Raw genomic sequence first — 21,155 nt, forward strand, 5'->3', positions numbered from 1 at the left:
ATGACGGCGTCTTTCGCTGGCTATGAACTTGCGGTAGAGGCTTATAAAAAAGCGATCAAAGATAAATACCGCTTCTTTAGTTATGGAGATGCTTTATTGATTCTTTAAGCTGTAATTATATTTTTAAAGGGCCGTCAGCAATGAGGGCCCTTTTTATTTGTTGACGAGCTGTAGAATATATGGCAACGATATTGCGTCGCGCTCTTGTGCTGTGGTGCATTTGGGGGCATTGAAAAATGTATACTTGAGCCTACGCCAACGGGAACGAAGTTTTAATTTTAATCATACCAAAATGAAATATTTTTTATCCATTTTTACATTGCTTATCGCTTCTGTTGTTTTTAGTCAAAACATACACGAAGATTCGTCAGCTAACTATGTTGCAAATTGGGGCAAGGGTGAGAAGAAGATTTTCTATATTATCCATAATACAGAAAGTTATGAATCGAACGCGCTCAAATCCGAGTTTAGTTTTTCCTATGAAGCCCATACAAACATTCTTGATTCTACAAAAAATAATTATACTGTTGAATGGACTTTCCATCTACCTGATAAAATTAAAAAAGCACGTCCTGGATTAGCGGATTCGCTTCCTGTTTATGAAGGGATGAAAATGATTTTTAAAACCTCGCAAACCGGTGAGTTTATCGAATTGATTAACTGGCAGGAAGTGAGAGACTCTTATGCTAAAATGATGGAAATTTCTTTACCTCAAAAAATGGATAGTGCCGCAAAAGTTGCAGTAGAACAATCTAAAGCACTTTTCAATTCTAAAGAGATGGTAGAATCTGCGTTAATCAAGGAAATACAAATGTTTTATCGTCCTTATGGTCAGTTATTCACAACAAATGCAGTAAGCGTAACCACTCAATTACCAAACCCTTTTGGTGGAGAACCTTTACCTGCTCAGGAAACATATAAAGTAACAGAGATAAACCCTCAACTAAATTATTTTACTTTAGTTATTAAGCAAGACATAGATAAAGTGGGGACACAAAAATTCTTTGAAGGATTTTTAAAAAAAACGAAAATGGATAGTGATAAAGCTATTGTGGAAGCAAAAAATATCATGAATACTTTTGAAATTAAAGATTACAGCGAGTACAAATTTATTTCTTCAATTGGTTGGCCAAAAAGAATTAGGTATGCAAGAACTTTGACCAATGGAAAAACAACTAAAAAGGACTCTTACATTATAGAAATGAAAGAATAGAATGGCGAACAACACTGCTATTTACATAAAATAATACATTATGGTTACAAAGCTTACATTAAAACTAAAAGAAACTGTAATTAAACGTGCGAAAAAATACGCTGCTACTAAAAAGCTAAGTTTATCAAGATTAATTGAAAATTATCTTCATTTAGTAACGCTCGAACAAAATGATGAGTTTGAAATTTCGCCATTTGTAAAAAGTATTTCAACCGGTAAAAATATTCCTATTGATATTGACAATAAAAGAGCGACAAAAGAATACACTGACTTTTTGGATAAAAAATATAAGTAAGCGATCTGCTTACACTGAAAAAATAATCGGCGTTTATTCTAAAACCCAACCTCAACTACTTCTTTCGCTCCTTCATTCAAATACAAATCATCAATCGTTACATACAAGACTCCACCTTCTTTCTGCAAATATTTATTCAAAGCGCCGTTAGTAGCGGTGTTTATGGCCTTAAATACAAATTCGCTACAATACATTTTATCATCAGTATAAAAATTAAAAAACAGATCAAATGGCAAACCTTCAACGTAGCTGCGATGTATCCAATCGCTTAATCTTATATCTTCATCTATATCTAACTCGTATCTGAATACAGCAAATTTGTTCACCTCTTTCGGGTGGCAAAATATATTCAGTGGCTGCCTTAATAATTTTTGAGATGGATTGAAACTGCCGCCCAATGCATGATAGACAAAAACAGTATCATGTTCTATCTGGATAATGCCGCAATGAGAATAGGATTTATCCTTTCGGTTAAAATTCCTGGCGGCTTCGCTTACTTCATCGTTTCCATCGCGCACAATAATATCACCGCTTTTCAAAAGTGCTTTCGCCTGATCCATCTTTCCATAAAATTCTTTGTTGTCGCTATGATCACAGGACGAGAATAGGCAAAAAGAAAAAGGCATCCGCCTAGACGGATACCTTGAAAGGTAAAATGGATTTTACCTCTTTTATCTTGAAGCTTCTCTTTCTGTGCTTTGCTGCTCATGTTCGGCATTATAGGCCTTAATGATGGCTTTAACAAGCCTGTGTCTTACAACATCTTCTTCATCCAGTTCAATATATCCGATGCCGGAAATATTCCTCAGAATCCGAGTTGCTGTCTTTAAGCCACTACGTTGATTTTTAGGTAAGTCTACCTGCGTCATATCACCGGTAATAATTGCCTTGGCATTGGCTCCAATACGCGTCAGGAACATTTTCAACTGTAAGTCGGTAGCGTTTTGCGCTTCATCCAAAATAATAAAGGCGTTGTCTAATGTACGCCCACGCATGTAGGCCAGTGGCGCAATTTCAATGGTACGCGTTGTCATAAAATAGCCTAGCTTATCCGCTGGGATCATGTCATCCAGCGCATCATACAACGGTCTTAAATAAGGATCGATCTTTTCCTTTAAATCGCCAGGTAAGAAACCAAGGCTTTCGCCGGCTTCTACCGCAGGCCTTGTTAAAATAATTTTCTTTACCTGTTTGTTCTTTAGAGCACGCACAGCTAGCGCTACTGCCGTGTAAGTTTTACCAGTTCCTGCAGGGCCTATAGCAAACACTACGTCATTCTTTTCAGCTTCCTGCACCAGTCGCTTTTGATTGGCCGTTCTGGCGCGAACACTTTTACCATTGGGTCCAAACACTAATACTTCATTGGGATTACGTTCCATGAAGTTGTCTATTACTTCGGCATCGTCACCACCCAAAATCTGATCGAAATAATTATTACTCATGCTGCCATTTCTTTCGAGATAAGAAATAGCAAGATTTATTTTTTCAGTAGCTGCTTTTATCTGTTCGGGCGAGCCGCTCAGTTTTAATTGCGTGCCACGTGAAAGAATTTTAAGTAATGGGAATTTCTTTTTGAGGATGTCGAGCTTAGCATTGTTAACGCCAAAAAAATCAAGGGGGTTAACGGTTTCCAGGTTAATAATTGTTTCTGTCAATTCAATTAAAGTTTATCATTAAGGCTACCGGCAAAGGGCTAACCGGCTTATACCTCGTCACGCTGAACATTTACGCAGCATGCCTGCCCTTCTAATCCAAATATACTTTTTTCAAAACAAAAGAACAGCATATAACTTATTAACAAATGTGAATTGTGTTAAATGTTTTTTAATTAGGAAATACTTATAATTCGCGAAAGAATCTTCCAATCATTTTTGCATCCACAAATGAACGTGATAGTTTTTCGTAAAAAGGATATATTGTAATACGCTAATTATTATATCTACAGAGAATCGCAGGTAAACTGCAAGCCAAAAAAATATACGGATGAAACTTCTGCTGTTTAGTTTATTGCTGCCTTGTTGTCAATATGCAGCTGCACAATACCGCTTGCATGGCAAGATTACTAATACCAGGCTTGAACCATTAGCATTTGCAAGCATGCAGTTAAAAGGCAGTCGAACAGGCATTCTTACTAAAGAGGACGGTAGTTATAGTTTTGAAGTCAACAGTGGTATTTATGAAGTGATCGTTTCGATGATCGGCTATAGAACAAGAAGCATTAAGGTTGTAGTTAATAAACAGAGTATAGAACATTCCATTATTATGGAAGAGATGGATAATAATTTATCAAATGTAACTGTAATAAGTCGTTCAAAAGATAAAGCCGAAGAATATATAAGGCAGGTAATAAGAAATAAAGATGCGATACAATCCGCATCTGGTGCATTCAGCTGCAATGTTTATATAAAAGCTGTGCAAGAAGATTCTATAACTTCAAAAAAACGGAAGAAAAAAGAAATTATAAAAGATAGCATTAACCGAAAGCCGCTTCCACCGCCACTTTCAATGAGTGAAATTTATTTGCGGCTGGACTATGAATCAGCAACAAGATTTAAAGAAGAACGAACAGGCGTAACCAAAAGGGGCAATACGTCTAACCTTTTTTACTTATCAACTACACAAGGGCGTTTCAACTTTTATGATAACCTAGTAAAAGTTCCTGCTTTATCTGTAACCCCATTCCTGTCGCCAATAAGTTATAGCGGATTGCTCGCGTATAAATACAAAACTTTGAAAATTGAAAAGAAGGGCAATCATCATATTTATACAATTGGCATAAAGCCGGGCAGTCTTAGCAACGCAACAGTAACCGGAGAAATTGTTATTGATGATAGCGCGTGGGTGATACTTAAAACAAAATTGTCTTTTCCTAAATATCATCTTCCGGAGTATGATTTTTTTGAAGTAGAACAGAGCTACGATTTTGTAGACAATGCAGCATGGATGCTTACTAAACAGGTATTCACCTATTATTCAAATACTAAAAAGCGAAAAGCGTTTGGCACAACAAGCGTTACATTCAAAGATTTTGAATTGAACAAAAAATTCGATAAGAAATATTTCGGACCTGAAGTGAGTGCTGCTACACGCGAAGCCTATCTTAGAGACAGTACATTTTGGTCATCGGTAAGAACAGAGCCTTTAAGTGAAAAGGAAGTAAAACTTATACAATACACAGATAGTGTACGAGCCGTTATAAACAGTAAAGCTTACAAAGATTCTATTGATAAAGTAACCAACAAAGCCAACTGGAAAAATATTTTGTACAAGGGACAAACCCTGAGCTACCATGAAAAAGGAATACGATATATTCTTCCTTCAATGGCATCCACTATTGCATTTAGTTTCGGCGGATTCAGAACACAACTTCCGTTGATGTTCTATAAAACCGATAGCCTTAGAAAAACGATTTCACTAAATACTAATATTAGCTACGGCTATTTGAACAGAGACATCAACGGTAGCATACGATTAACAAGAAAGTATAATCCTTTTAACCAAGGCTCTTACAGCATCAACTTTACAAGGGATTTTGTCGCCATATTTTCGGGTGATGCCTGGATTAACCAGTTAAAAAGAAGTAATTATTACCTGGATAATGCGATAGGCGGCGGCTGGAGCCGGGAGATCATTAACGGGTTATTTATTAAAGCTAATTTTAGTATGTCACTGAGAAGAAGTCTGGCTGATTATAAAACTTACAGTATAGTAGACTCAGCATTCCAGGAAGTATTACAGGAACCGACGGGAAATGCCCCATCTTTTGAGCCATATAACGCTTTGTATGGGGATGTCGAAATCAGTTATACTCCTTTTCAACCTTATATACGCGAGCCGTTAGAAAAGATTATTTTAGAACCTAAATGGCCAACTTTTTATACACAATGGCGTAAGGGTATTCCGCGTTTGTTGGGCAGCGATGTGAATTTTGATTATAACGAGTTTGGTATTCGCCAGCATTTAAGAATGGGGCTTGTTGGCAATGCACAATACACTATAAAAACCGGAAGTTTTTTAAATACAAAAGATGTAAGGCTGATAGACTATAAGTGGCAACGACGCGGTGACCCTATTTTATTTATGAATCCTAATGAGGCTTTTCAATCGATGGATTCTACTTTCGCTGTTTTTAAAAGATTTTACGAAGGGCATTATTTTCATGAATTTAACGGGGCGATTCTCAATAAAATTCCTCTATTCAAAAAAATAGGTTTGCGAGAAGTAGCAGGCGCTGGCTTTTTAATAGCACCTGAACGAAATCTGAGATACGCCGAAGCTTTTGCCGGAGTTGAGCGAGTTTTTAAATTACCCTTTCAAAACTTTCAGAAAGTTAAAATCGGCGTTTATGCTTCAAGTGCATTTGCCAATCAATTCCAGTCACCATTGCAATTTAAAATAGGTATTACCAGTTGGGATACATTTGGGAATAGATGGAGATAAAAAAAATAACTGGTTGATTTAATAATGGTTGTTTTTCATAAATTTGGTAATCTTAAAAAATAAAATCAAAACTTATGGACAACTCTTTCCTTCAAATGGCATTTCTAATCCCTTTTTTGGCAATTTTTATACTATTTATTGCCAGTCTTTGGAAAATTTATCAAAAAGCAGATTACGAAGGATGGGAGGCCATAATACCTATTTACAACATATATATATTTACAAAAATTATTGGTAAACCATGGTGGTGGGTAATACTATTATGTATACCTTATATAAATATAGTTTTTGGAATATGGGGGCTAAACATGCTTTCAAAAAGTTTTGGTAAGGCTGAAGGTTTTACAGCAGGGTTATACTTTCTTTGGTTTATTTTTTTCCTATACTTGCCTTTGGTGATGCCAGGTATTTAGGCCCTTTTGGAGACTCAAATGCGTTTGATGCTTATGGAGATAAAAGTCAATTTGAATTTGAGCAACTCCAACAATTTTAATTAATAAAAATATTTTCTACAAAGCCGCCAAATCATTTGGCGGCTTTAAAATCAGATAGCTTTTAATTTTTCGATAACGCTAATCGGATCATCGGCTTTAAATACCGTGCTTCCGGCAATCAATACATCCGCGCCTGCATCGATGATTTCTTTTGCGTTTTCAATGGTTACGCCCCCATCAATTTCTATCAACACATTTAAATTACGTTCTCTGATCATTTGCTTCAGCTGCTTTATTTTTTCAAGTGTATAAGGAATAAATTTTTGTCCGCCGAAGCCAGGATTGACACTCATCAGATTTACAATATCAATCTCATGCAAAATATCGCTCAAAAAAGAAACAGGCGTATGTGGATTCACAGCCACACCGGCTTTCATACCTAGCGATTTGATTTGACTGATATCCTGATGCAGCATCGGGCAGGCTTCAATATGTATAGTTAAATGATCGGCTCCTGCATTTTTAAATTCCTGCGCATAGCGGCCGGGCTGCTCTATCATTAAATGAACATCGCATGGCTTGTTTACAATTTTATGTACAAACTCGATCACCATTGGGCCAAAGCTGATGTTAGGCACGAACGCTCCATCCATAACATCAAGGTGCAACCAATCTGCTGCGCTACTGTTGATCATTTCACACTCAGATTGTAGTTTTAAAAAGTCAGCGGCCAATAAAGAAGGAGCAATCAATGTCATAAATATTAGGTTTTTAGTATTGCAAAGTAAAACTTTACCAACTTAAATTTCCTATTTTCGCATACATAAATCTCGAAACTATGCAAACCGGATTGTTACATTTACACAGTTTTTTGCGCTGGGCCATCGTATTATTATTTTTAGTAGCTATTTTTAAAAGCCTTGGTGCGCGCAATAAACCTTTTACCAAAGGCCATGCTACAGCCGGATTATTATTAATGATCTGCTGCGATATTAATTTTCTGATTGGCCTTGTACAATGGTTTACCGGGACATTCGGTTTAAAACTTTTTCAACAAATGCCAATGGGCGATATTATGAAAGCGCCTGTTTACAGATTCTTTGCTGTGGAACATATACTTGGTATGATCATAGCGATTGCACTCGTACACGTTGGCCGATCCTTTTCTAAAAAGAACATTCCTGATGCAACCAAGCATCGTAAAACAGTTTTATTTTACGTTATCTCGTTTATTATAATGCTGGCTTCAATTCCTTGGCCTTTCAGAGAAGTGGGGCAAGGCAGAGGTTGGTTTTAAGTTGAGATGACAGACTATAGTTGACAGATGACAGAGGAAAGTACAATGTGCGTACTTTCCTCTGTCATTAAACAGCTTGACTTTTACGTTCTATTTTTTATGAGCCAATCTGTAGTGCTTATGGGATCTTTCTTGCGACGCTCCTTTCAGCGTTCCGTTCTCTATTCAACAATTAAAATACAATCAAATAACAGTTCTGTCATCGGTCAACTATCACCCGTCAACTTTTCTTCCCCAACTCAACAACTTCACAATCTTTAAAGTTAGCTCCGTCTATCGCAAACCTGATAAGCGTTCTGACCTTTTGCCAGCCATGCTTTCCGGCTGCGCCAGGATTCATATGCAGGCATTGTAAAGCATCATCATATATCACTTTCAATATGTGCGAATGGCCGCTGATAAAAAGCTGTGGCTTTGCAGCAATGATCTGTTTTTTGGTTTCAGTATTATACTTTGGTGGATAACCGCCAATATGTTTCATCATTATTTTGACAGATTCAATATTGAAAGTTAAAACCTCGCCAAACTCGCTACGAATATTTGCGCCGTCAATATTTCCATAAACACCGCGCAGCGGTTTGAAAGCTTTTAACTGATCGATAATGGCTGCACTACCAAAATCACCGGCATGCCAGATCTCATCACATTTATCAAAATGCTTAAACACGTTTTCATCTAAAAAACCATGTGTGTCTGATATGAGGCCGATGCGGGTCATGAGGAGATAGTCGGAAAGTTGGAAAGTCGGAAAGACAGGAAGTCGGAAAGACGGGAAGACAGGGAATGCATTAAAAACTATTGGAGTAAATCTTCCGGACTTACCGACTTTTCGGTCTTACTGACTTCATCCTAATCCTTCGTCATTTTTTGAGTAGAGATCAACAGCTTCTTTTTAATTAATTGATTTTTGCGAAACGCTTTTTGCTCGGCTTTAAAAGCCTGCTTATTATATTTTTTGGATAATAATTTATTCAAATCTGGCTTGCCCGCATTTACCCAGGCTGTGTACCAAAAGTCGGCTAATGCATCGGATGAGGCGATCAATTGATCGTTGATGGATGATTGTAACGCCTTAGAATATTGCTTCGCAAATTCGCTTGTATAAAATCGTCTGTTCTTTCCCCAACGCACTTCCCATCGATATTTGGTAGCATCAGTGAAATTTTTTGATACTTCTTTTTCCTTTTCAAACATTTCCGGCAACAATGAAAAAGTGTGCTCGATGATCTTCCATATTTCATCAGACGGGGACTGAAGATATTTTGCTTTATGACGGCTGCTTAAATGATAGTTCATGATTTCAACTTCAGGCACCGTAGTTTCCCAAAGATCATGAATGCCATTTTGCCCCGTAAGCTGTCCGTCATAATTAATAGATGTATGAAGTGGCACATGAGCATCGGCAACATAATGGCTTAAATCAGCCGCATAAAATACAATGCTGTCCGCACTTTTAGAACGAAAAGCTTCTGTAAGCTTATCTAAATATTCGATAACAACATAGGGCAATGTTCCATATTTCTGAAGCGTATCTAATGTGTATTTTTCAACCGCCGGTTTAAAATCATGTGGCACAACTTCAAATGCATCGGACCCGAATGCTTCCATATCCATATAATGTTTGCTTCCTTCAGACTCATCTTTTGTACGTCTCAAATCTGGCCGTGGCGCGCCATACACCAACGAATCTTTGTTAGTAAAAAAGAAAGCCTGCATGGGCTTTGGTAATTCATAAATGGCTAATTGTGCTATTGTACGATGTACTAAAAATCCCCAGCTGGAGCATAAAATGATCGCCAATATCAAAACGGTAAAGAGAGAAACGTTTTTTCTGTTCATATATTTTGGAAAATAAAATGCAAAGTTGGGGAATTAAGTTCATAGTTTATGGATGATGGTTCATGGCCTGTTAAATGATAAAGATAAATTAACTATAAAGTGGGTGGGGAATAAGCAATGAAAAGTTGAGGAGTTGAAAAATTAACATGTTAAAAATTGCAGGCTTCAAATTTCTGTCTGTTCCTGTAAACTTTTTAACTTGTAAACTTGTCAACTATTATTGTCGTTTATGCAGGAGCATATATATACCTTCTGCTGAAGGGAGCGTCGCAAAATCGATGATTCATATTGACTGATGATTCAAAAAAATATCCGGCCTGATTTATCCCGGTCAATCTATCAACTTACCAACTATCTTTGCGCAAAACCAACATCACCAAACAATAAGATATGCCGCTACTTGAAGTAAACAATCTAAAAAATATTTTGCCACTCAAAAAGCTGTTGATGATATTAGCCTCAGTATTGAACAGGGCCAGATTTTTGGGTTGCTTGGACCAAATGGTGCAGGCAAAACAACGCTGATCAGAATGATAACCGGCATTTTTTATCCGGATAGCGGATCTATCATTTTTGATGGAAAACCGTTTGACCCTGCCAACGATATTGCCAAAATTGGATACATGCCTGAAGAGCGTGGATTATATAAGAAGATGAAGATCGGTGAACAAACGCTTTACCTGGCGCGCTTAAAAGGACTTGCCAAAAAAGACGCTACCGAAAAAATCAAACAATGGTTTGAACGCTTTGAAATGGAAAGCTGGTGGAACAAAAAAGTTGAAGACCTTTCGAAAGGTATGCAACAGAAATTACAGTTTGTAACAACAGTGTTGCACAATCCCAAGCTCATTATACTGGATGAGCCTTTCAGCGGGTTGGATCCCGTTAACAGTAATTTGATCAAGGATGAGATTTTTAATCTTGCTAAAAGCGGAGCCACCATTATTTTCAGCACACACCGAATGGAGCAGGTAGAAGAAATTTGTGATCATATTGTGTTGGTGAACAAAGGACAAAAAATATTAGACGGCACGGTTGACCAGGTGAAGCAAGATTTTAAAGAGCATTTGTATAAAATCTCCTTTGTCGATAATAATGGCGTGATTGCGGATAATGACATATTTACGATTCAGTCCCAATCGGCAGACAATATTATTATTCAGAAAAAGAAGGGAAAAGCAATAACGACATTTTGCAATACCTGCTTTCCAACGGAAGCGCTATCGAATCGTTCAATGAAATATTACCGAGCCTTAACGATATTTTTATCCGCCAAGTGCATGGAACGCCGCTGGCGCGCAGGTTTCAGGAAATTGATAATTGAGTAGATGACACCCGCCCGAACGTACCCGTTCGGTACGGGCGGGGTTGACTGATGGTAGATGACAGACTCCTTTATTTACAGATCATTTCAGTATAGCATTAATTCAAATACAAATGAACAAGACTTTTTAATTATACAGCGAGAATATTCAACACGCGTTAAAAAGAAAACCTTTATTATTTCCACATTGCTGTTTCCTATTTTATACCTGGGACTGATATTTGGTACTTCTTACATTGGCGCTAAATCTTCTACCCAGTTAAAAATTGCGGTGATAGATTCTTCAAAAAAATTTACTACAGAAAAAATAGCCCAGGCAAACGAAAGCGATCAATCGAACATTCTTACGCTGGTGCAGGAAACTCCGGAAGCACTTTCAAAAAACTTTGAATCACGTGGGTATGACGCTTATGTTGTGATTCCGGCAAATACAATGGTTAGTGAGGCTGGTAATAATATTTCTATAAAATCTAACCGCACGTTGGGTGCTGTGTCTGAAGTGAGATCAAAACTCAATTCAATATGGAATGATATTAAGTATGAAGATCTGAACATTGATGTTCAAAAACGCCAAACCCTTTCTGAAAGCCATTTAGAGATATCTGCCGAAAACCTGAAAGATAAAAATGCGGATGGCGGTTTTGCAATGATCATTGGTTATGTGGCAGGGTTTCTTGTTTATTTTATTTTATTGATTTATGGTTCGCAGGTAATGATGGGTGTGATGGAAGAAAAAACTAATCGCATTGCTGAAGTGATGGTTTCTTCCGTAAAGCCTTTTCAATTAATGCTGGGCAAAATCGTTGGCATCGCATTGGTAGCTTTAACTCAGTTTCTATTATGGGTTGCATTTGTATTTATTATTTACAATGCCAGCAAAGCCGCGGTAGACGTGAACTCCTCATCAATGAGTGAAGTGGTGGGTGGTGTGCAAAAAGTGTTTACGAGTGTAAATATGCCATTGATTTTATCGCTGTTTGCATTTTACTTTTTAGGTGGTTTTTTCTTTTATTCGTCTATTTATGCGGCAGTAGGAAGTGCCGTGAACGAAGATATTCGCGAAGCACAATCCCTGTCTTTTCCTATTACTATGATCATCATTTTCGCCATCTTCATGCTCACCATTGCCATGAAAGATCCTACCAGTCCGGTTGCCGTATGGACAAGCATTATCCCATTCACATCGCCCATTGTAATGATGGCGCGGGTTGCTTATGGCGTACCCGGCACCGTACCTTACTGGCAATTGTCGCTAAGTATGATTTCTTTAGTTCTAAGTTTCTTATTTATGGTTTGGTTTTCAGGGAAAATATATCGCACAGGTATTTTGATGTATGGCAAAAAACCAACCTGGAAGGAGATGATCAAATGGGCGATGAGAAAATAGGTGGTTAGTTGACAAGTTCACAGGTTGATAAGAGTCGTGTCGATGTAAATTGATCAACTTATCGTCTGGAGCTGATAACATAAGCGTTAGAGCGGGAAACGCTTCGAACAGCATAGTGTACTTAATTTATTTAATTCACACCCCTAAGTTTAAGGGAATGTTCGCCCTTACAAACTTCTCAACCTTAAACTCGCTTCCTTCACCGCTTCCAAAATACCTTTTACCGATTACTATTATTTCATCAGCGTTGGTTTGGATTAACTTTACTTTATAATTCAAACAAAGTAAATGATCCGTTTTTTACAAAAGTATAGCGAAGTGATCCTCTGGAACGGGGCATTGATCTTACTGGGAATAATGGATCTGGGTAGCAGCAACTCATTTTGTATCTTAAAAAACCTGGGCGCAAGCTGGTGTCCGGGTTGTGGATTGGGGCATGCTATTCATCATACTTTACATTTTGAATTTGCAAAAGCAACACAGGCGCATATTTTAGGAATTCCGGCAACGATGATATTATTTTATCAAAGCTGCAAGTCAATTTATATAATCAACAAAACAAACAACTATGGATCAGCAACAACTATTAAGAATGTTTCCTGATATGGAATATGATGAAATGGCCACACTTATAAAGCTAGGCCAGAGCATGAGCGAACAACAACAACAAACTTTCCTTTCTGTTTATTCAGGAAAAAGAAAAGATAAAACCCTAATGTTGGTATTGGCCTTGATTGGCTTTGTATTTATTGCAGGGATACACAGATTTGTTAAAGGTGATATTGGGCTTGGTATATTATATGTTTTCACATTCGGACTATGCTTTATCGGAACTATTGTTGATCTGATCAATATCAAAAAACTGACCTGGGATTACAATATGAAGATGGCTTACGAGTCAGCAAATATGGCGACTGCAGTTTTTAGATAAAATCAAGAAATTTAAAACCATCATAGTAATGACTGCGGAGCAACACATACAATTGGGGAAGCGAACAGCTATGGTTTCTTTTTGGTAGGAACCTTGATATTTATCTTCTATTATATTACTTCATTTTCTGTTTTGCTTTTTGTGGGCTACGGTTTCATTGCATTAGCAGCACTTGTAAATATTATTGTTTTCTTTCGAATTTTACTAAAAGCCTATTCCGATAAAATAAATAGAAACCAATTGTTACGTACTTGCGGACTAATGCTTCTTAATATTCCGGTAGTCGCTATTTATTTTGGGGCAACGCTTACTTTATTAAACGTAATGAGAATAGAGCTAACAAATTCGACTCAAACATTATTGACAGATGTAAATATTATTGGGTGTGGCGGCGGACAAATAGAGAAAATGGAAGCAGGACAATCTAAAACCGTTTGGGTAAAAATAACACGAGACTGTTTATTAAGTATTGATTACCTGTCTCAGGGACAACGGAAAAACGAAACAGTTTCGGGATATGTGACATCCGGGATGGGACAAAAAATAAAACATAGCATTGACGGAAAAAACAAAGAATATTTTTATTAGGCCTAAAGAACATTCAGACTCGATTTAAAGTGCTGTGGCTTTTTGCATAAATTGAATTACCGCTCAGCCTCGCTTCGCATCCTCACCATAGTGGTAATTTTAACAGCATCTATGTAAAAAACTTTGTACACGATCAGCGAAAATAATAATAGATAGCAGGTGTTTAAACAAGCATTAAACAAACTAATAGCCTCAATGATAAAAAATGTAAGCTAAAACGCACAAGAAAGGATGGAGTGTATAAAAGAACTCCAATACAAAGAATAAAAATTAAGCTGACGGCTATGGTGTCCGCACGAACCGAGGCGATATTTTAGTTCATGCCTGAGTAATGGTTCAGACAAAAAAATCCTCCGATTATTCATCGAAGGATCTTTAATATTTAAAACTTAAATTTTCCCTACTCGCTACTCACTATTCCCTACTTACTTCTTCAACACTTCCGCCATAGTTTTACCAATATCAGCGGGGCTGCTTACCACATGAATACCGCATTCGCTCATGATTTTCATTTTAGCTTCTGCAGTATCATCTGCTCCGCCAACAATCGCTCCGGCATGTCCCATTCTACGGCCGGGAGGCGCTGTTTGTCCGGCAATAAAACCAACTACCGGCTTTTTGTTGCCAGTCGCTTTTATCCAGTTGGCTGCTTCCGCTTCCATGCCACCACCAATTTCACCAATCATTACAATGGCATCAGTTTCAGGATCATTCATTAATAACTCAACAGCTTCTTTGGTAGGTGTGCCAATAATTGGATCACCGCCAATACCAATTGCTGTGCTTATTCCCAGGCCTGCTTTAGCTACCTGGTCTGCAGCTTCGTAAGTAAGCGTACCAGATTTGCTAACAATACCTATGCGTCCTTGCTTGAAAACAAAGCCTGGCATAATACCTACTTTACATTCGCCGGCAGTAATTACACCGGGGCAGTTTGGCCCGATCAATCTTGTTGTAGTGCCTTGTAAATAATTTTTTACTCTTACCATATCCTGAACGGGAATGCCTTCAGTAATACAAACCACCAGTTCAATCCCGGCATCTGTTGCTTCCATTATTGCATCAGCTGCAAATGCAGGAGGTACAAATATGATGCTTACATTAGCTTCCGTTTCTTTAACACAATCAGCCACAGTATTAAACACGGGCCTGTCAAGGTGTGTAGTTCCGCCTTTATTAGGAGTAACACCGCCAACTACATTAGTTCCATATTCAATCATCTGTGTTGCGTGAAAAGTACCTTCTGTACCTGTAAAGCCCTGTACTAAAATTTTAGAATCTTTATTTACTAATACTGCCATTTTATAGTTTTTTCTGATTGGTTACAAAAGTAAGGAAACCAACATGCTAATAAATAATTTTTTGCTGATTCGTGCAGAAAAGTTGAAGAGTGCGACGCAATAGCGATGCTATATGCAGAAAAGCTGGTTAACAAAATATTACTTTGTTCCGATGGTGCCATCACCATCCATATCTGTATTGAACTTATCTTCCAGTGCATCACGAACGTCAGAGTGGACATCATTGGGAATTTCCCCGGTTTCCTGTATCATCCTCATGTTTTTGGCGTCCTGCAAAAAGTTGGACGCGAAAATGAATTCGTTTAGCTTTTCATTATCGCTGTATATAATCTCTTTGTTGGTACCTTCCCATTCTTTTTCCCCGTTGTGCATGTACACAATATGATCTCCGATTTCCATCACACTATTCATATCGTGGGTGTTCATAATAGTGGTTGTCTTGTATTCTTCGGTAATCTCTTTTATCAATTTGTCAATTACGATCGAGGTTTTAGGGTCAAGGCCAGAATTAGGCTCATCGCAAAAAAGATACTTTGGATTCAAAACGATTGCCCTTGCCAGCGCTACACGTTTTTGCATACCGCCGCTTATTTCTGAAGGGAATTTTTTATAAGCATCCTCGCTTAGTTTTACGCGGTCCAATACTTCCTTTACCCTGTCTCTCTTTACTGAATATTTGTCGGTAGTAAACATGTCCAGCGGGAAGATTACATTTTGCTCAACCGTTTGGCTATCAAATAAAGCGGACCCCTGGAATAGCATACCGATCTCTTTTCGGATCGCTTTTCTTTCTTCCAGCGACATGGTAATATAGTTTCTGTCATTATAAATAACTTCTCCTTCAGAAGGTGGCATCAGCCCCACAATACATTTCATTAACACAGTTTTCCCACTTCCGCTGGCTCCAATAATGAGGTTACATTTGCCCGGATCCATGACAGCGCTTACTTCCTTCAGCACCACCTTATCGCCAAAACTTTTTTAAGATTTTTTATTTCGATCATCGTACTTCGGTTTGAAGTAATGAGTTTTAATTATTTAATCAGCAATAAACAGGATTCAGCTTCGTTGCGTCGCACTCTTCAACACCTGTGCATTTCTTATCCTACATATTCTCTTTGTTACAACAGCAACGCTGATAATATATAATCGGCCAGTAAAAGCAATACGCAGGATACTACCACCGCTCTTGTGCTAGAATGCCCGATTTCTAATGCCCCACCTTTTACATGGTAGCCGTAAAAAGAAGGAACACTTGTTATAATAAACGCAAATACAAAACTTTTTGTAAGGGCGAAAAACACGTTATAACCACTAAAGCCCATTAGTAAACCATTATCATAAATGGAAGGATCAATAATGCCGGCAGCTGAGCCAGCCAGGCGGCCTCCCCAAATACCCAGTACCATCGCCAGTATGATCAGCAAGGGTATAGTTAAAACACCTGCCAAAATTTTGGGTAATATTAAATAAGCCTTTGTATTAATACCCATAATCTCTAGCGCATCTATTTGTTCGCTCACGCGCATATTACCCAGCTCACTGGCTATTTTACTGCCAACAACACCGGCCAATACAATACAACTTAGCGTTGGTGCAAATTCAAGTATTACGGTATCCCTTACAATTTGTGCAATAGTTGTTTTTGGAATAATAGGCGACACTAATTGGTAAGCTGTTTGCACAGTTGATACCGCACCAATGAATACTGAAATGATACAGATGATACCTAACGAACCTATACCGATATCGTTACATTGAAGCATAAATTGCTTCCAGTACATAGCTTTGTTTTCCGGCATGCGAAACATGCCCCTGAACATTTTAATATACTGCCCGAATTCTTTTAATATTTTCAAGAATGAAATTAATTTATGTGGAAATAGTTATTGTTTTTTCCCAGAAGCCTTTTTCTCTTTTTCAATTGCAGCTGATTTTATCTGAGCGTCTGTAACCGCAATTAAAGCCATATTCACAATGTTGTTTACCGTGCTTCCTAATTGCAACAAATGTACCGGTTTTTTCAGTCCTAAAAGTATTGGCCCGATTACATCATGCGATCCTATTTCCTTTAAAATGTTATAAGTAATATTTCCTGATGCTAAATTAGGGAAGATTAAGGTGTTCACCTCTTTTTCCACTAATTCGCTAAATGGATACATTTCCTTTAACAAATTATTGTTAAGTGCTACATTGGCCTGCATTTCTCCATCCACTATTATCGAAGGGTCTTTCTGTTTTACCAGTTCCCGCGCTTTCGACACCAATTGTGCTTCTGGTGTATTGCTGCTTCCAAAATTTGAATAGCTAAGCATAGCAACTCTTGGAGTTATATTAAAGGCTGTAACTTCTTTCACAGTAAGCAAAACAATCTCAGCAAGTTCTTCCGCCGTGGGGTTAATATTAACAGTTGTATCTGCCAAAAACAAAGGCCCTTTCGGTGTCATAATAAGATACATGCCGGCCACTTTCTTTACGCCCTCTTCGGTGCCAATTATTTGCAATGCCGGTCTTATAGCGTCTGAATATCTTTTGGTCAAGCCCGAAATCATACAATCCACATCATTACATTCTACCATCATACAGCCAAAGTGGTTGCGATCTTCCAATAATTTTCCAGCCTCATGCTTGGTATATCCTTTCCGCGATCTTTTCTTATAAAACAGGTCTACATATCCTTCTCTTTTTCTTTGGCATCATCGCTGCGCGGATCAATCAGCGGCATATCGCTGATATCTATTTTATGATCTTCTGCCAGCGCGCGTATTTTTTTACATCACCCAAAAGTGTAGGAAAACCAATGCCTTCATCTAACACAATCTGTGCGGCTTTCAAAATATTGATGTTCTCGCCTTCGGCAAATACAATACGTTTGGGCGCGTTTCTGGCTTTATTACCCAACACCCTCAAAACATGATTATCGAGCCCCAGCCGTTTATTTAAATCATGCTCATATTGTTCCCAGTTTTCAATGTTGATTCTGGCTACTCCTGTTTCAATAGCGGCTTTTGCTACCGCCGGTGCTACTGTAGAAAGCAGGCGTGGGTCAACTGGTTTTGGAATAATATACTCCGGTCCAAAGTGCATATTCTGCTGGTTGTACGCCAGGTTTACAATATCCGGCACTGGTGTTTTGGTCAACTCGGCCAATGCTTTTACGGCAGCAAGTTGCATTTCAGTATTGATCTGGGTGGCTCTTACATCAAGCGCTCCTCTAAAAATATATGGGAATCCCAGTACATTATTTACCTGGTTGGGATAATCGCTTCGGCCGGTTGCCATGATCACATCTTTACGCGCAGATGTTGCTTCTTCCCATGAGATTTCAGGATCAGGATTTGCCATCGCAAAAACGATCGGGTTTTTAGCCATGCTCTTCACCATTTCCCCGTTCAACACATTGGCAGCACTTAATCCGATAAATACGTCGGCGCCTTTTAAAGCATCAGCCAGCGACACATCTTTTTCTGCTATGGCGAATGGCGCTTTAATTTCGTCCAGCCCAGTGCGGCCTTTATGCAAAGCACCCTTGCTGTCAAACATGATAAAGTTTTCAGGGTTGGCGCCCATTTGCTGATATAATAAAACACAAGCCATAGCTGCCGCACCAGCGCCATTTACCACAAACTTTGCTTTCTCAATCTTTTTCTTTTGAATTTCAAGAGCATTCAATAATGCCGCTGCGCTAATGATCGCTGTGCCATGCTGGTCATCGTGCATTACCGGTATTTTCAGGCGCTTCTTCAATTCCCGTTCTATATAAAAACATCCCGGAGCTTTTATATCTTCCAGGTTGATGCCGCCAAAAGTCGGTTCTAAAGCCTGTACAATTTCTACAAATTTTACCGGGTCTTTTTCATTCACCTCAATATCAAACACATCAATGTCAGCGAAGATTTTAAATAAAACCCCTTTGCCTTCCATTACAGGTTTCCCCGCTTCCGGACCAATATCGCCTAAGCCCAACACCGCAGTACCATTGCTGATTACGGCCACCAGGTTTCCTTTGGCGGTATATTTATAAACGTTTTCAACATTCTCTGCAATTTCGAGACAAGGAATAGCCACACCTGGAGAATAAGCAAGAGACAAGTCTCTTTGGGTTTTGGCTTCTTTTGTAGGAACTACTTCAATTTTACCCGGGCGACCTTTTGCATGGTACTCCAGGGCCTGTTCTTTTCTAAGTTCGTTTTTAGACATAAGCAAGGATTAAAAATCAAGCGAAAAGTAAAGTAATTTGCGATAACTGTCAAAAAGATTATTTTAAATTGAAATATATCATTGTTTATCTTTGCTGGCAGCTTATTTTCTAAAACTAATTAGTTCTATCTATTAAACGAGCCATAAGAATTTTGGTTTTTAAGACAATGCTATTGGGCGAAACCAGGTTCAATGAGACAGACAATAATTAATAAAGGTACTCATCAATTTTCAGTCCGGCAGGTCATTCGGGCTGGCATAAACACAACTTATGAATAAAAGTATAACGCTGCTGCTTATTTCTGCAACACTTCTTTTCGCCTCCTGCGATCGTGATGATGATGATATTATTCACAATGACGAATCTCTGGTTTCTCAGTTTGTATATGATGGCATGTCAACCTATTATTTGTGGGCAGACGGAATGAAAGATAAAAAACCTACCGCTGATAGTGCAAGAAATCCGGCAGTATATTTTAAGTCCTTGCTTAACCCGCTTGATGCAAGGCAGGGCTGGTCCTGGATTACAGATGATGTGGACGCATTGATGAATGGTTTTGCCGGAACTCCTAAAGATTACGGTTGGGGTTTGGGCTTATATTATATATCTGAAACCTCAAACGATATTGTTGCCTTAGTAAATTATGTTTATCCTAATACGCCAGCTGCACAAGCGGGAATAGTTAGAGGCAACGTGATAAATAAAATTAATGGCACAACTTTAAATGACGATAATTATAGGGATTTATTGTTTTCTGTTAATACGATTAATGCAACTGTTTATGATCAAAATTTTGCTAATCCGAGAAATATTAGCATGACTCCTGTAACAATACAAACAAATCCCGTCTTTTTTGAAACGGTTTTTAAAGATGAACCTGAATATGGTGGAAAGAAAATTGGTTATTTATTTTATACAGAATTTATTGGTAATTATAATAATAAACTATACGAAGCCTTTCAGAAGTTTAGATCTGATGGAATAACCGATTTGATTATTGATCTGCGTTATAATCCGGGTGGCGATGGCGATGCTGCTGTTTATCTGGCATCATTATTTGCTCCCCGATCGGTTGTTGAAAGCAAGTCGGTGTTTTCAATTTTAAACTACAACAGTTTCGTAAATAAAGTTTTTGACGACGGGGATATATCGCGAAAAGACCATTTTATTAATTCCGGAACAGAAAATCCTTTAAATGTAAACCTGAATCTAAACACGGTTTATATTATTGCAACCGGCAATTCTTATTCTGCTTCGGAATATCTTACTTTTTGTTTGAAACCATATATGAAGGTAATTCATATTGGAAGCAATACTGGTGGTAAATTTACAGGTTCGTGGACAATACATGCCTTTAATAATTACCGTCAAAATGATTATAATCGTGCAGTGCCGGTATATGACGAAAGTGATTTGACAAACAGCGAAAAGTCTTTGTTACAAAACTGGGCTATGCAACCCATAGTATTAAAATATAGCGATAAGAATAATAACGATTTTGAGAATCCCGGGTATTTAGCACCTGATTACCCCGTTACTAGTATTGAACACAATCCTTCAGAATGGAAGCCAATTGGAGATACCGATGATTATTTATTAAACAAAGCAATTTCTTTAATTACAGGAATGTCAGCTCAGGCAAAAGTGCAAAGGAATGCTAAAAGGAGCGTATACGCTTTCAAAAATGCAGAACTGTTTAGCCCTCATACTGAGCGCTTAAAAAGAGCGGTTTTATTTACACCACCTCAACAAAAGGAAGGTGTACAGAAATTACTTATGAAGAGTATGGATCGAAATATTTCAAATGATTAAGAAAGTATTTATGATTGCCATTTAAACGATGGCAACTGTTTACCTACTAATCTTTCTGAATACGGAAACGTACATTTTTAAAGTGATTTTTTT

The 21,155-nt window shown here is 38.0% G+C and carries 22 protein-coding genes; 12 read left to right on the forward strand and 10 right to left on the reverse strand.

Annotated features, from left to right (window positions below; all coding sequences use genetic code 11):
• The 3 genes from MKP09_RS25305 (at position 1) to MKP09_RS03135 (ending at position 1,508) form a co-directional block, all read left to right on the forward strand.
• Positions 1-108 (forward strand): S-adenosylmethionine:tRNA ribosyltransferase-isomerase, encoded by a 108-nt coding sequence (locus tag MKP09_RS25305; protein WP_262915091.1) that lies wholly within the window; start codon positions 1-3, stop codon positions 106-108.
• Between the two features lie 184 nt (positions 109-292).
• Positions 293-1,213: a hypothetical protein gene (locus MKP09_RS03130; protein WP_240826394.1), complete on the forward strand. Its 921-nt coding sequence runs from the start codon at positions 293-295 to the stop codon at positions 1,211-1,213.
• 40 nt (positions 1,214-1,253) lie between these two features.
• Positions 1,254-1,508, forward strand: coding sequence for a DUF6364 family protein (locus MKP09_RS03135; RefSeq protein WP_240826395.1), 255 nt, complete (start codon positions 1,254-1,256; stop codon positions 1,506-1,508).
• A gap of 38 nt (positions 1,509-1,546) precedes the next feature.
• Here MKP09_RS03135 and MKP09_RS03140 read toward each other — a convergent pair whose 3' ends face one another.
• Together MKP09_RS03140 and MKP09_RS03145 are read right to left on the reverse strand one after the other, a co-directional pair.
• A complete protein-coding gene (locus MKP09_RS03140; RefSeq protein ID WP_240826396.1) occupies positions 1,547-2,068 on the reverse strand; it encodes a YiiX/YebB-like N1pC/P60 family cysteine hydrolase in 522 nt (173 codons plus the stop codon).
• Between the two features lie 111 nt (positions 2,069-2,179).
• Positions 2,180-3,163, reverse strand: a complete 984-nt coding sequence (locus tag MKP09_RS03145) for a PhoH family protein (protein ID WP_240826397.1) — start codon at positions 3,161-3,163, stop codon at positions 2,180-2,182.
• A 328-nt stretch (positions 3,164-3,491) separates the two neighbouring features.
• On the opposite strand from MKP09_RS03145, the gene MKP09_RS03150 reads away from it, so the two are divergent.
• Positions 3,492-5,948, forward strand: a complete 2,457-nt coding sequence (locus MKP09_RS03150; protein ID WP_240826398.1) for a DUF5686 and carboxypeptidase regulatory-like domain-containing protein — start codon at positions 3,492-3,494, stop codon at positions 5,946-5,948.
• 74 nt (positions 5,949-6,022) lie between these two features.
• Entirely contained in the window at positions 6,023-6,361 is a 339-nt protein-coding gene (locus MKP09_RS03155) for a DUF5684 domain-containing protein (RefSeq protein ID WP_240826399.1), read from the forward strand.
• A 131-nt stretch (positions 6,362-6,492) separates the two neighbouring features.
• On the opposite strand, the gene rpe is transcribed toward MKP09_RS03155, so the two are convergent.
• Positions 6,493-7,140 (reverse strand): ribulose-phosphate 3-epimerase, encoded by a 648-nt coding sequence (gene rpe, locus MKP09_RS03160; RefSeq protein WP_240826400.1) that lies wholly within the window; start codon positions 7,138-7,140, stop codon positions 6,493-6,495.
• An 80-nt stretch (positions 7,141-7,220) separates the two neighbouring features.
• Between rpe and MKP09_RS03165 the strand changes: the two genes are divergently transcribed.
• On the forward strand, positions 7,221-7,679 hold the full coding sequence (locus MKP09_RS03165; protein WP_240826401.1) for a hypothetical protein: 459 nt from the start codon (positions 7,221-7,223) through the stop codon (positions 7,677-7,679).
• Positions 7,680-7,899: 220 nt separating this feature from the next.
• Here the strand turns inward: MKP09_RS03165 and MKP09_RS03170 are convergent, their stop codons facing one another.
• Both MKP09_RS03170 and MKP09_RS03175 read right to left on the reverse strand, forming a co-directional pair.
• Positions 7,900-8,397 carry a metallophosphoesterase family protein gene (locus tag MKP09_RS03170; protein WP_240826402.1) on the reverse strand — a complete coding sequence of 166 codons (498 nt, stop codon included), beginning with the start codon at positions 8,395-8,397 and terminating at the stop codon, positions 7,900-7,902.
• Positions 8,398-8,528: 131 nt separating this feature from the next.
• A complete protein-coding gene (locus tag MKP09_RS03175) occupies positions 8,529-9,518 on the reverse strand; it encodes a zinc dependent phospholipase C family protein (protein ID WP_240826403.1) in 990 nt (329 codons plus the stop codon).
• A gap of 488 nt (positions 9,519-10,006) precedes the next feature.
• Between MKP09_RS03175 and MKP09_RS28575 the strand changes: the two genes are divergently transcribed.
• The 5 genes from MKP09_RS28575 (at position 10,007) to MKP09_RS03205 (ending at position 13,748) form a co-directional block, all read left to right on the forward strand.
• Complete coding sequence (locus MKP09_RS28575) at positions 10,007-10,846, forward strand: ABC transporter ATP-binding protein (protein ID WP_449586456.1); 840 nt, start codon at positions 10,007-10,009, stop codon at positions 10,844-10,846.
• Positions 10,847-10,900: 54 nt separating this feature from the next.
• Positions 10,901-12,229: an ABC transporter permease gene (locus tag MKP09_RS03190; protein WP_240826404.1), complete on the forward strand. Its 1,329-nt coding sequence runs from the start codon at positions 10,901-10,903 to the stop codon at positions 12,227-12,229.
• 288 nt (positions 12,230-12,517) lie between these two features.
• Positions 12,518-12,832, forward strand: a complete 315-nt coding sequence (locus MKP09_RS03195; RefSeq protein ID WP_240826405.1) for a DUF2752 domain-containing protein — start codon at positions 12,518-12,520, stop codon at positions 12,830-12,832.
• A complete protein-coding gene (locus tag MKP09_RS03200) occupies positions 12,798-13,160 on the forward strand; it encodes a TM2 domain-containing protein (protein ID WP_240826406.1) in 363 nt (120 codons plus the stop codon). The genes MKP09_RS03195 and MKP09_RS03200 overlap by 35 nt, the downstream gene beginning before the upstream one ends.
• A gap of 81 nt (positions 13,161-13,241) precedes the next feature.
• Entirely contained in the window at positions 13,242-13,748 is a 507-nt protein-coding gene (locus tag MKP09_RS03205) for a hypothetical protein (RefSeq protein WP_240826407.1), read from the forward strand.
• A 425-nt stretch (positions 13,749-14,173) separates the two neighbouring features.
• On the opposite strand, the gene sucD is transcribed toward MKP09_RS03205, so the two are convergent.
• The 5 genes from sucD to MKP09_RS03230 all read right to left on the reverse strand — a co-directional run bounded on the left by sucD (position 14,174) and on the right by MKP09_RS03230 (position 19,249).
• Positions 14,174-15,049: a succinate--CoA ligase subunit alpha gene (gene sucD / locus MKP09_RS03210; protein ID WP_240826408.1), complete on the reverse strand. Its 876-nt coding sequence runs from the start codon at positions 15,047-15,049 to the stop codon at positions 14,174-14,176.
• Positions 15,050-15,187: 138 nt separating this feature from the next.
• Positions 15,188-16,012, reverse strand: a complete 825-nt coding sequence (locus MKP09_RS03215) for an ABC transporter ATP-binding protein (protein WP_240826409.1) — start codon at positions 16,010-16,012, stop codon at positions 15,188-15,190.
• Positions 16,013-16,170: 158 nt separating this feature from the next.
• A complete protein-coding gene (locus tag MKP09_RS03220; protein WP_240826410.1) occupies positions 16,171-16,908 on the reverse strand; it encodes an MlaE family ABC transporter permease in 738 nt (245 codons plus the stop codon).
• 27 nt (positions 16,909-16,935) lie between these two features.
• Positions 16,936-17,715: a phosphate acyltransferase gene (locus tag MKP09_RS03225; protein ID WP_262915234.1), complete on the reverse strand. Its 780-nt coding sequence runs from the start codon at positions 17,713-17,715 to the stop codon at positions 16,936-16,938.
• Between the two features lie 70 nt (positions 17,716-17,785).
• On the reverse strand, positions 17,786-19,249 hold the full coding sequence (locus tag MKP09_RS03230; RefSeq protein WP_262915092.1) for a phosphate acyltransferase: 1,464 nt from the start codon (positions 19,247-19,249) through the stop codon (positions 17,786-17,788).
• A 271-nt stretch (positions 19,250-19,520) separates the two neighbouring features.
• Here MKP09_RS03230 and MKP09_RS03235 point away from each other — a divergent pair, with 271 nt between their 5' ends.
• Positions 19,521-21,062 carry a S41 family peptidase gene (locus tag MKP09_RS03235; protein WP_240826411.1) on the forward strand — a complete coding sequence of 514 codons (1,542 nt, stop codon included), beginning with the start codon at positions 19,521-19,523 and terminating at the stop codon, positions 21,060-21,062.
• Positions 21,063-21,155: the final 93 nt, after the last annotated feature.

Origin of the sequence: Paraniabella ginsengisoli (assembly GCF_022513635.1) — a bacterium.
In the GTDB taxonomy this organism is placed as follows: Bacteria; Bacteroidota; Bacteroidia; order Chitinophagales; family Chitinophagaceae; genus Niabella; species Niabella ginsengisoli.

Excerpts from the sequence above, each read along its gene's own strand:
- MKP09_RS25305 (WP_262915091.1), top strand. The coding sequence starts at position 1 with ATGACGGCGTCTTTCGCTGGCTATGAACTTGCGGTAGAGGCTTATAAA.
- MKP09_RS03130 (WP_240826394.1), top strand. The coding sequence starts at position 293 with ATGAAATATTTTTTATCCATTTTTACATTGCTTATCGCTTCTGTTGTT.
- MKP09_RS03135 (WP_240826395.1), top strand. The coding sequence starts at position 1,254 with ATGGTTACAAAGCTTACATTAAAACTAAAAGAAACTGTAATTAAACGT.
- MKP09_RS03140 (WP_240826396.1), bottom strand. The coding sequence starts at position 2,068 with ATGGATCAGGCGAAAGCACTTTTGAAAAGCGGTGATATTATTGTGCGC.
- MKP09_RS03150 (WP_240826398.1), top strand. The coding sequence starts at position 3,492 with ATGAAACTTCTGCTGTTTAGTTTATTGCTGCCTTGTTGTCAATATGCA.
- MKP09_RS03155 (WP_240826399.1), top strand. The coding sequence starts at position 6,023 with ATGGACAACTCTTTCCTTCAAATGGCATTTCTAATCCCTTTTTTGGCA.
- rpe (WP_240826400.1), bottom strand. The coding sequence starts at position 7,140 with ATGACATTGATTGCTCCTTCTTTATTGGCCGCTGACTTTTTAAAACTA.
- MKP09_RS03165 (WP_240826401.1), top strand. The coding sequence starts at position 7,221 with ATGCAAACCGGATTGTTACATTTACACAGTTTTTTGCGCTGGGCCATC.
- MKP09_RS03170 (WP_240826402.1), bottom strand. The coding sequence starts at position 8,397 with ATGACCCGCATCGGCCTCATATCAGACACACATGGTTTTTTAGATGAA.
- MKP09_RS03175 (WP_240826403.1), bottom strand. The coding sequence starts at position 9,518 with ATGAACAGAAAAAACGTTTCTCTCTTTACCGTTTTGATATTGGCGATC.
- MKP09_RS03190 (WP_240826404.1), top strand. The coding sequence starts at position 10,901 with ATGACAGACTCCTTTATTTACAGATCATTTCAGTATAGCATTAATTCA.
- MKP09_RS03195 (WP_240826405.1), top strand. The coding sequence starts at position 12,518 with ATGATCCGTTTTTTACAAAAGTATAGCGAAGTGATCCTCTGGAACGGG.
- MKP09_RS03200 (WP_240826406.1), top strand. The coding sequence starts at position 12,798 with ATGGATCAGCAACAACTATTAAGAATGTTTCCTGATATGGAATATGAT.
- sucD (WP_240826408.1), bottom strand. The coding sequence starts at position 15,049 with ATGGCAGTATTAGTAAATAAAGATTCTAAAATTTTAGTACAGGGCTTT.
- MKP09_RS03230 (WP_262915092.1), bottom strand. The coding sequence starts at position 19,249 with ATGTCTAAAAACGAACTTAGAAAAGAACAGGCCCTGGAGTACCATGCA.
- MKP09_RS03235 (WP_240826411.1), top strand. The coding sequence starts at position 19,521 with ATGAATAAAAGTATAACGCTGCTGCTTATTTCTGCAACACTTCTTTTC.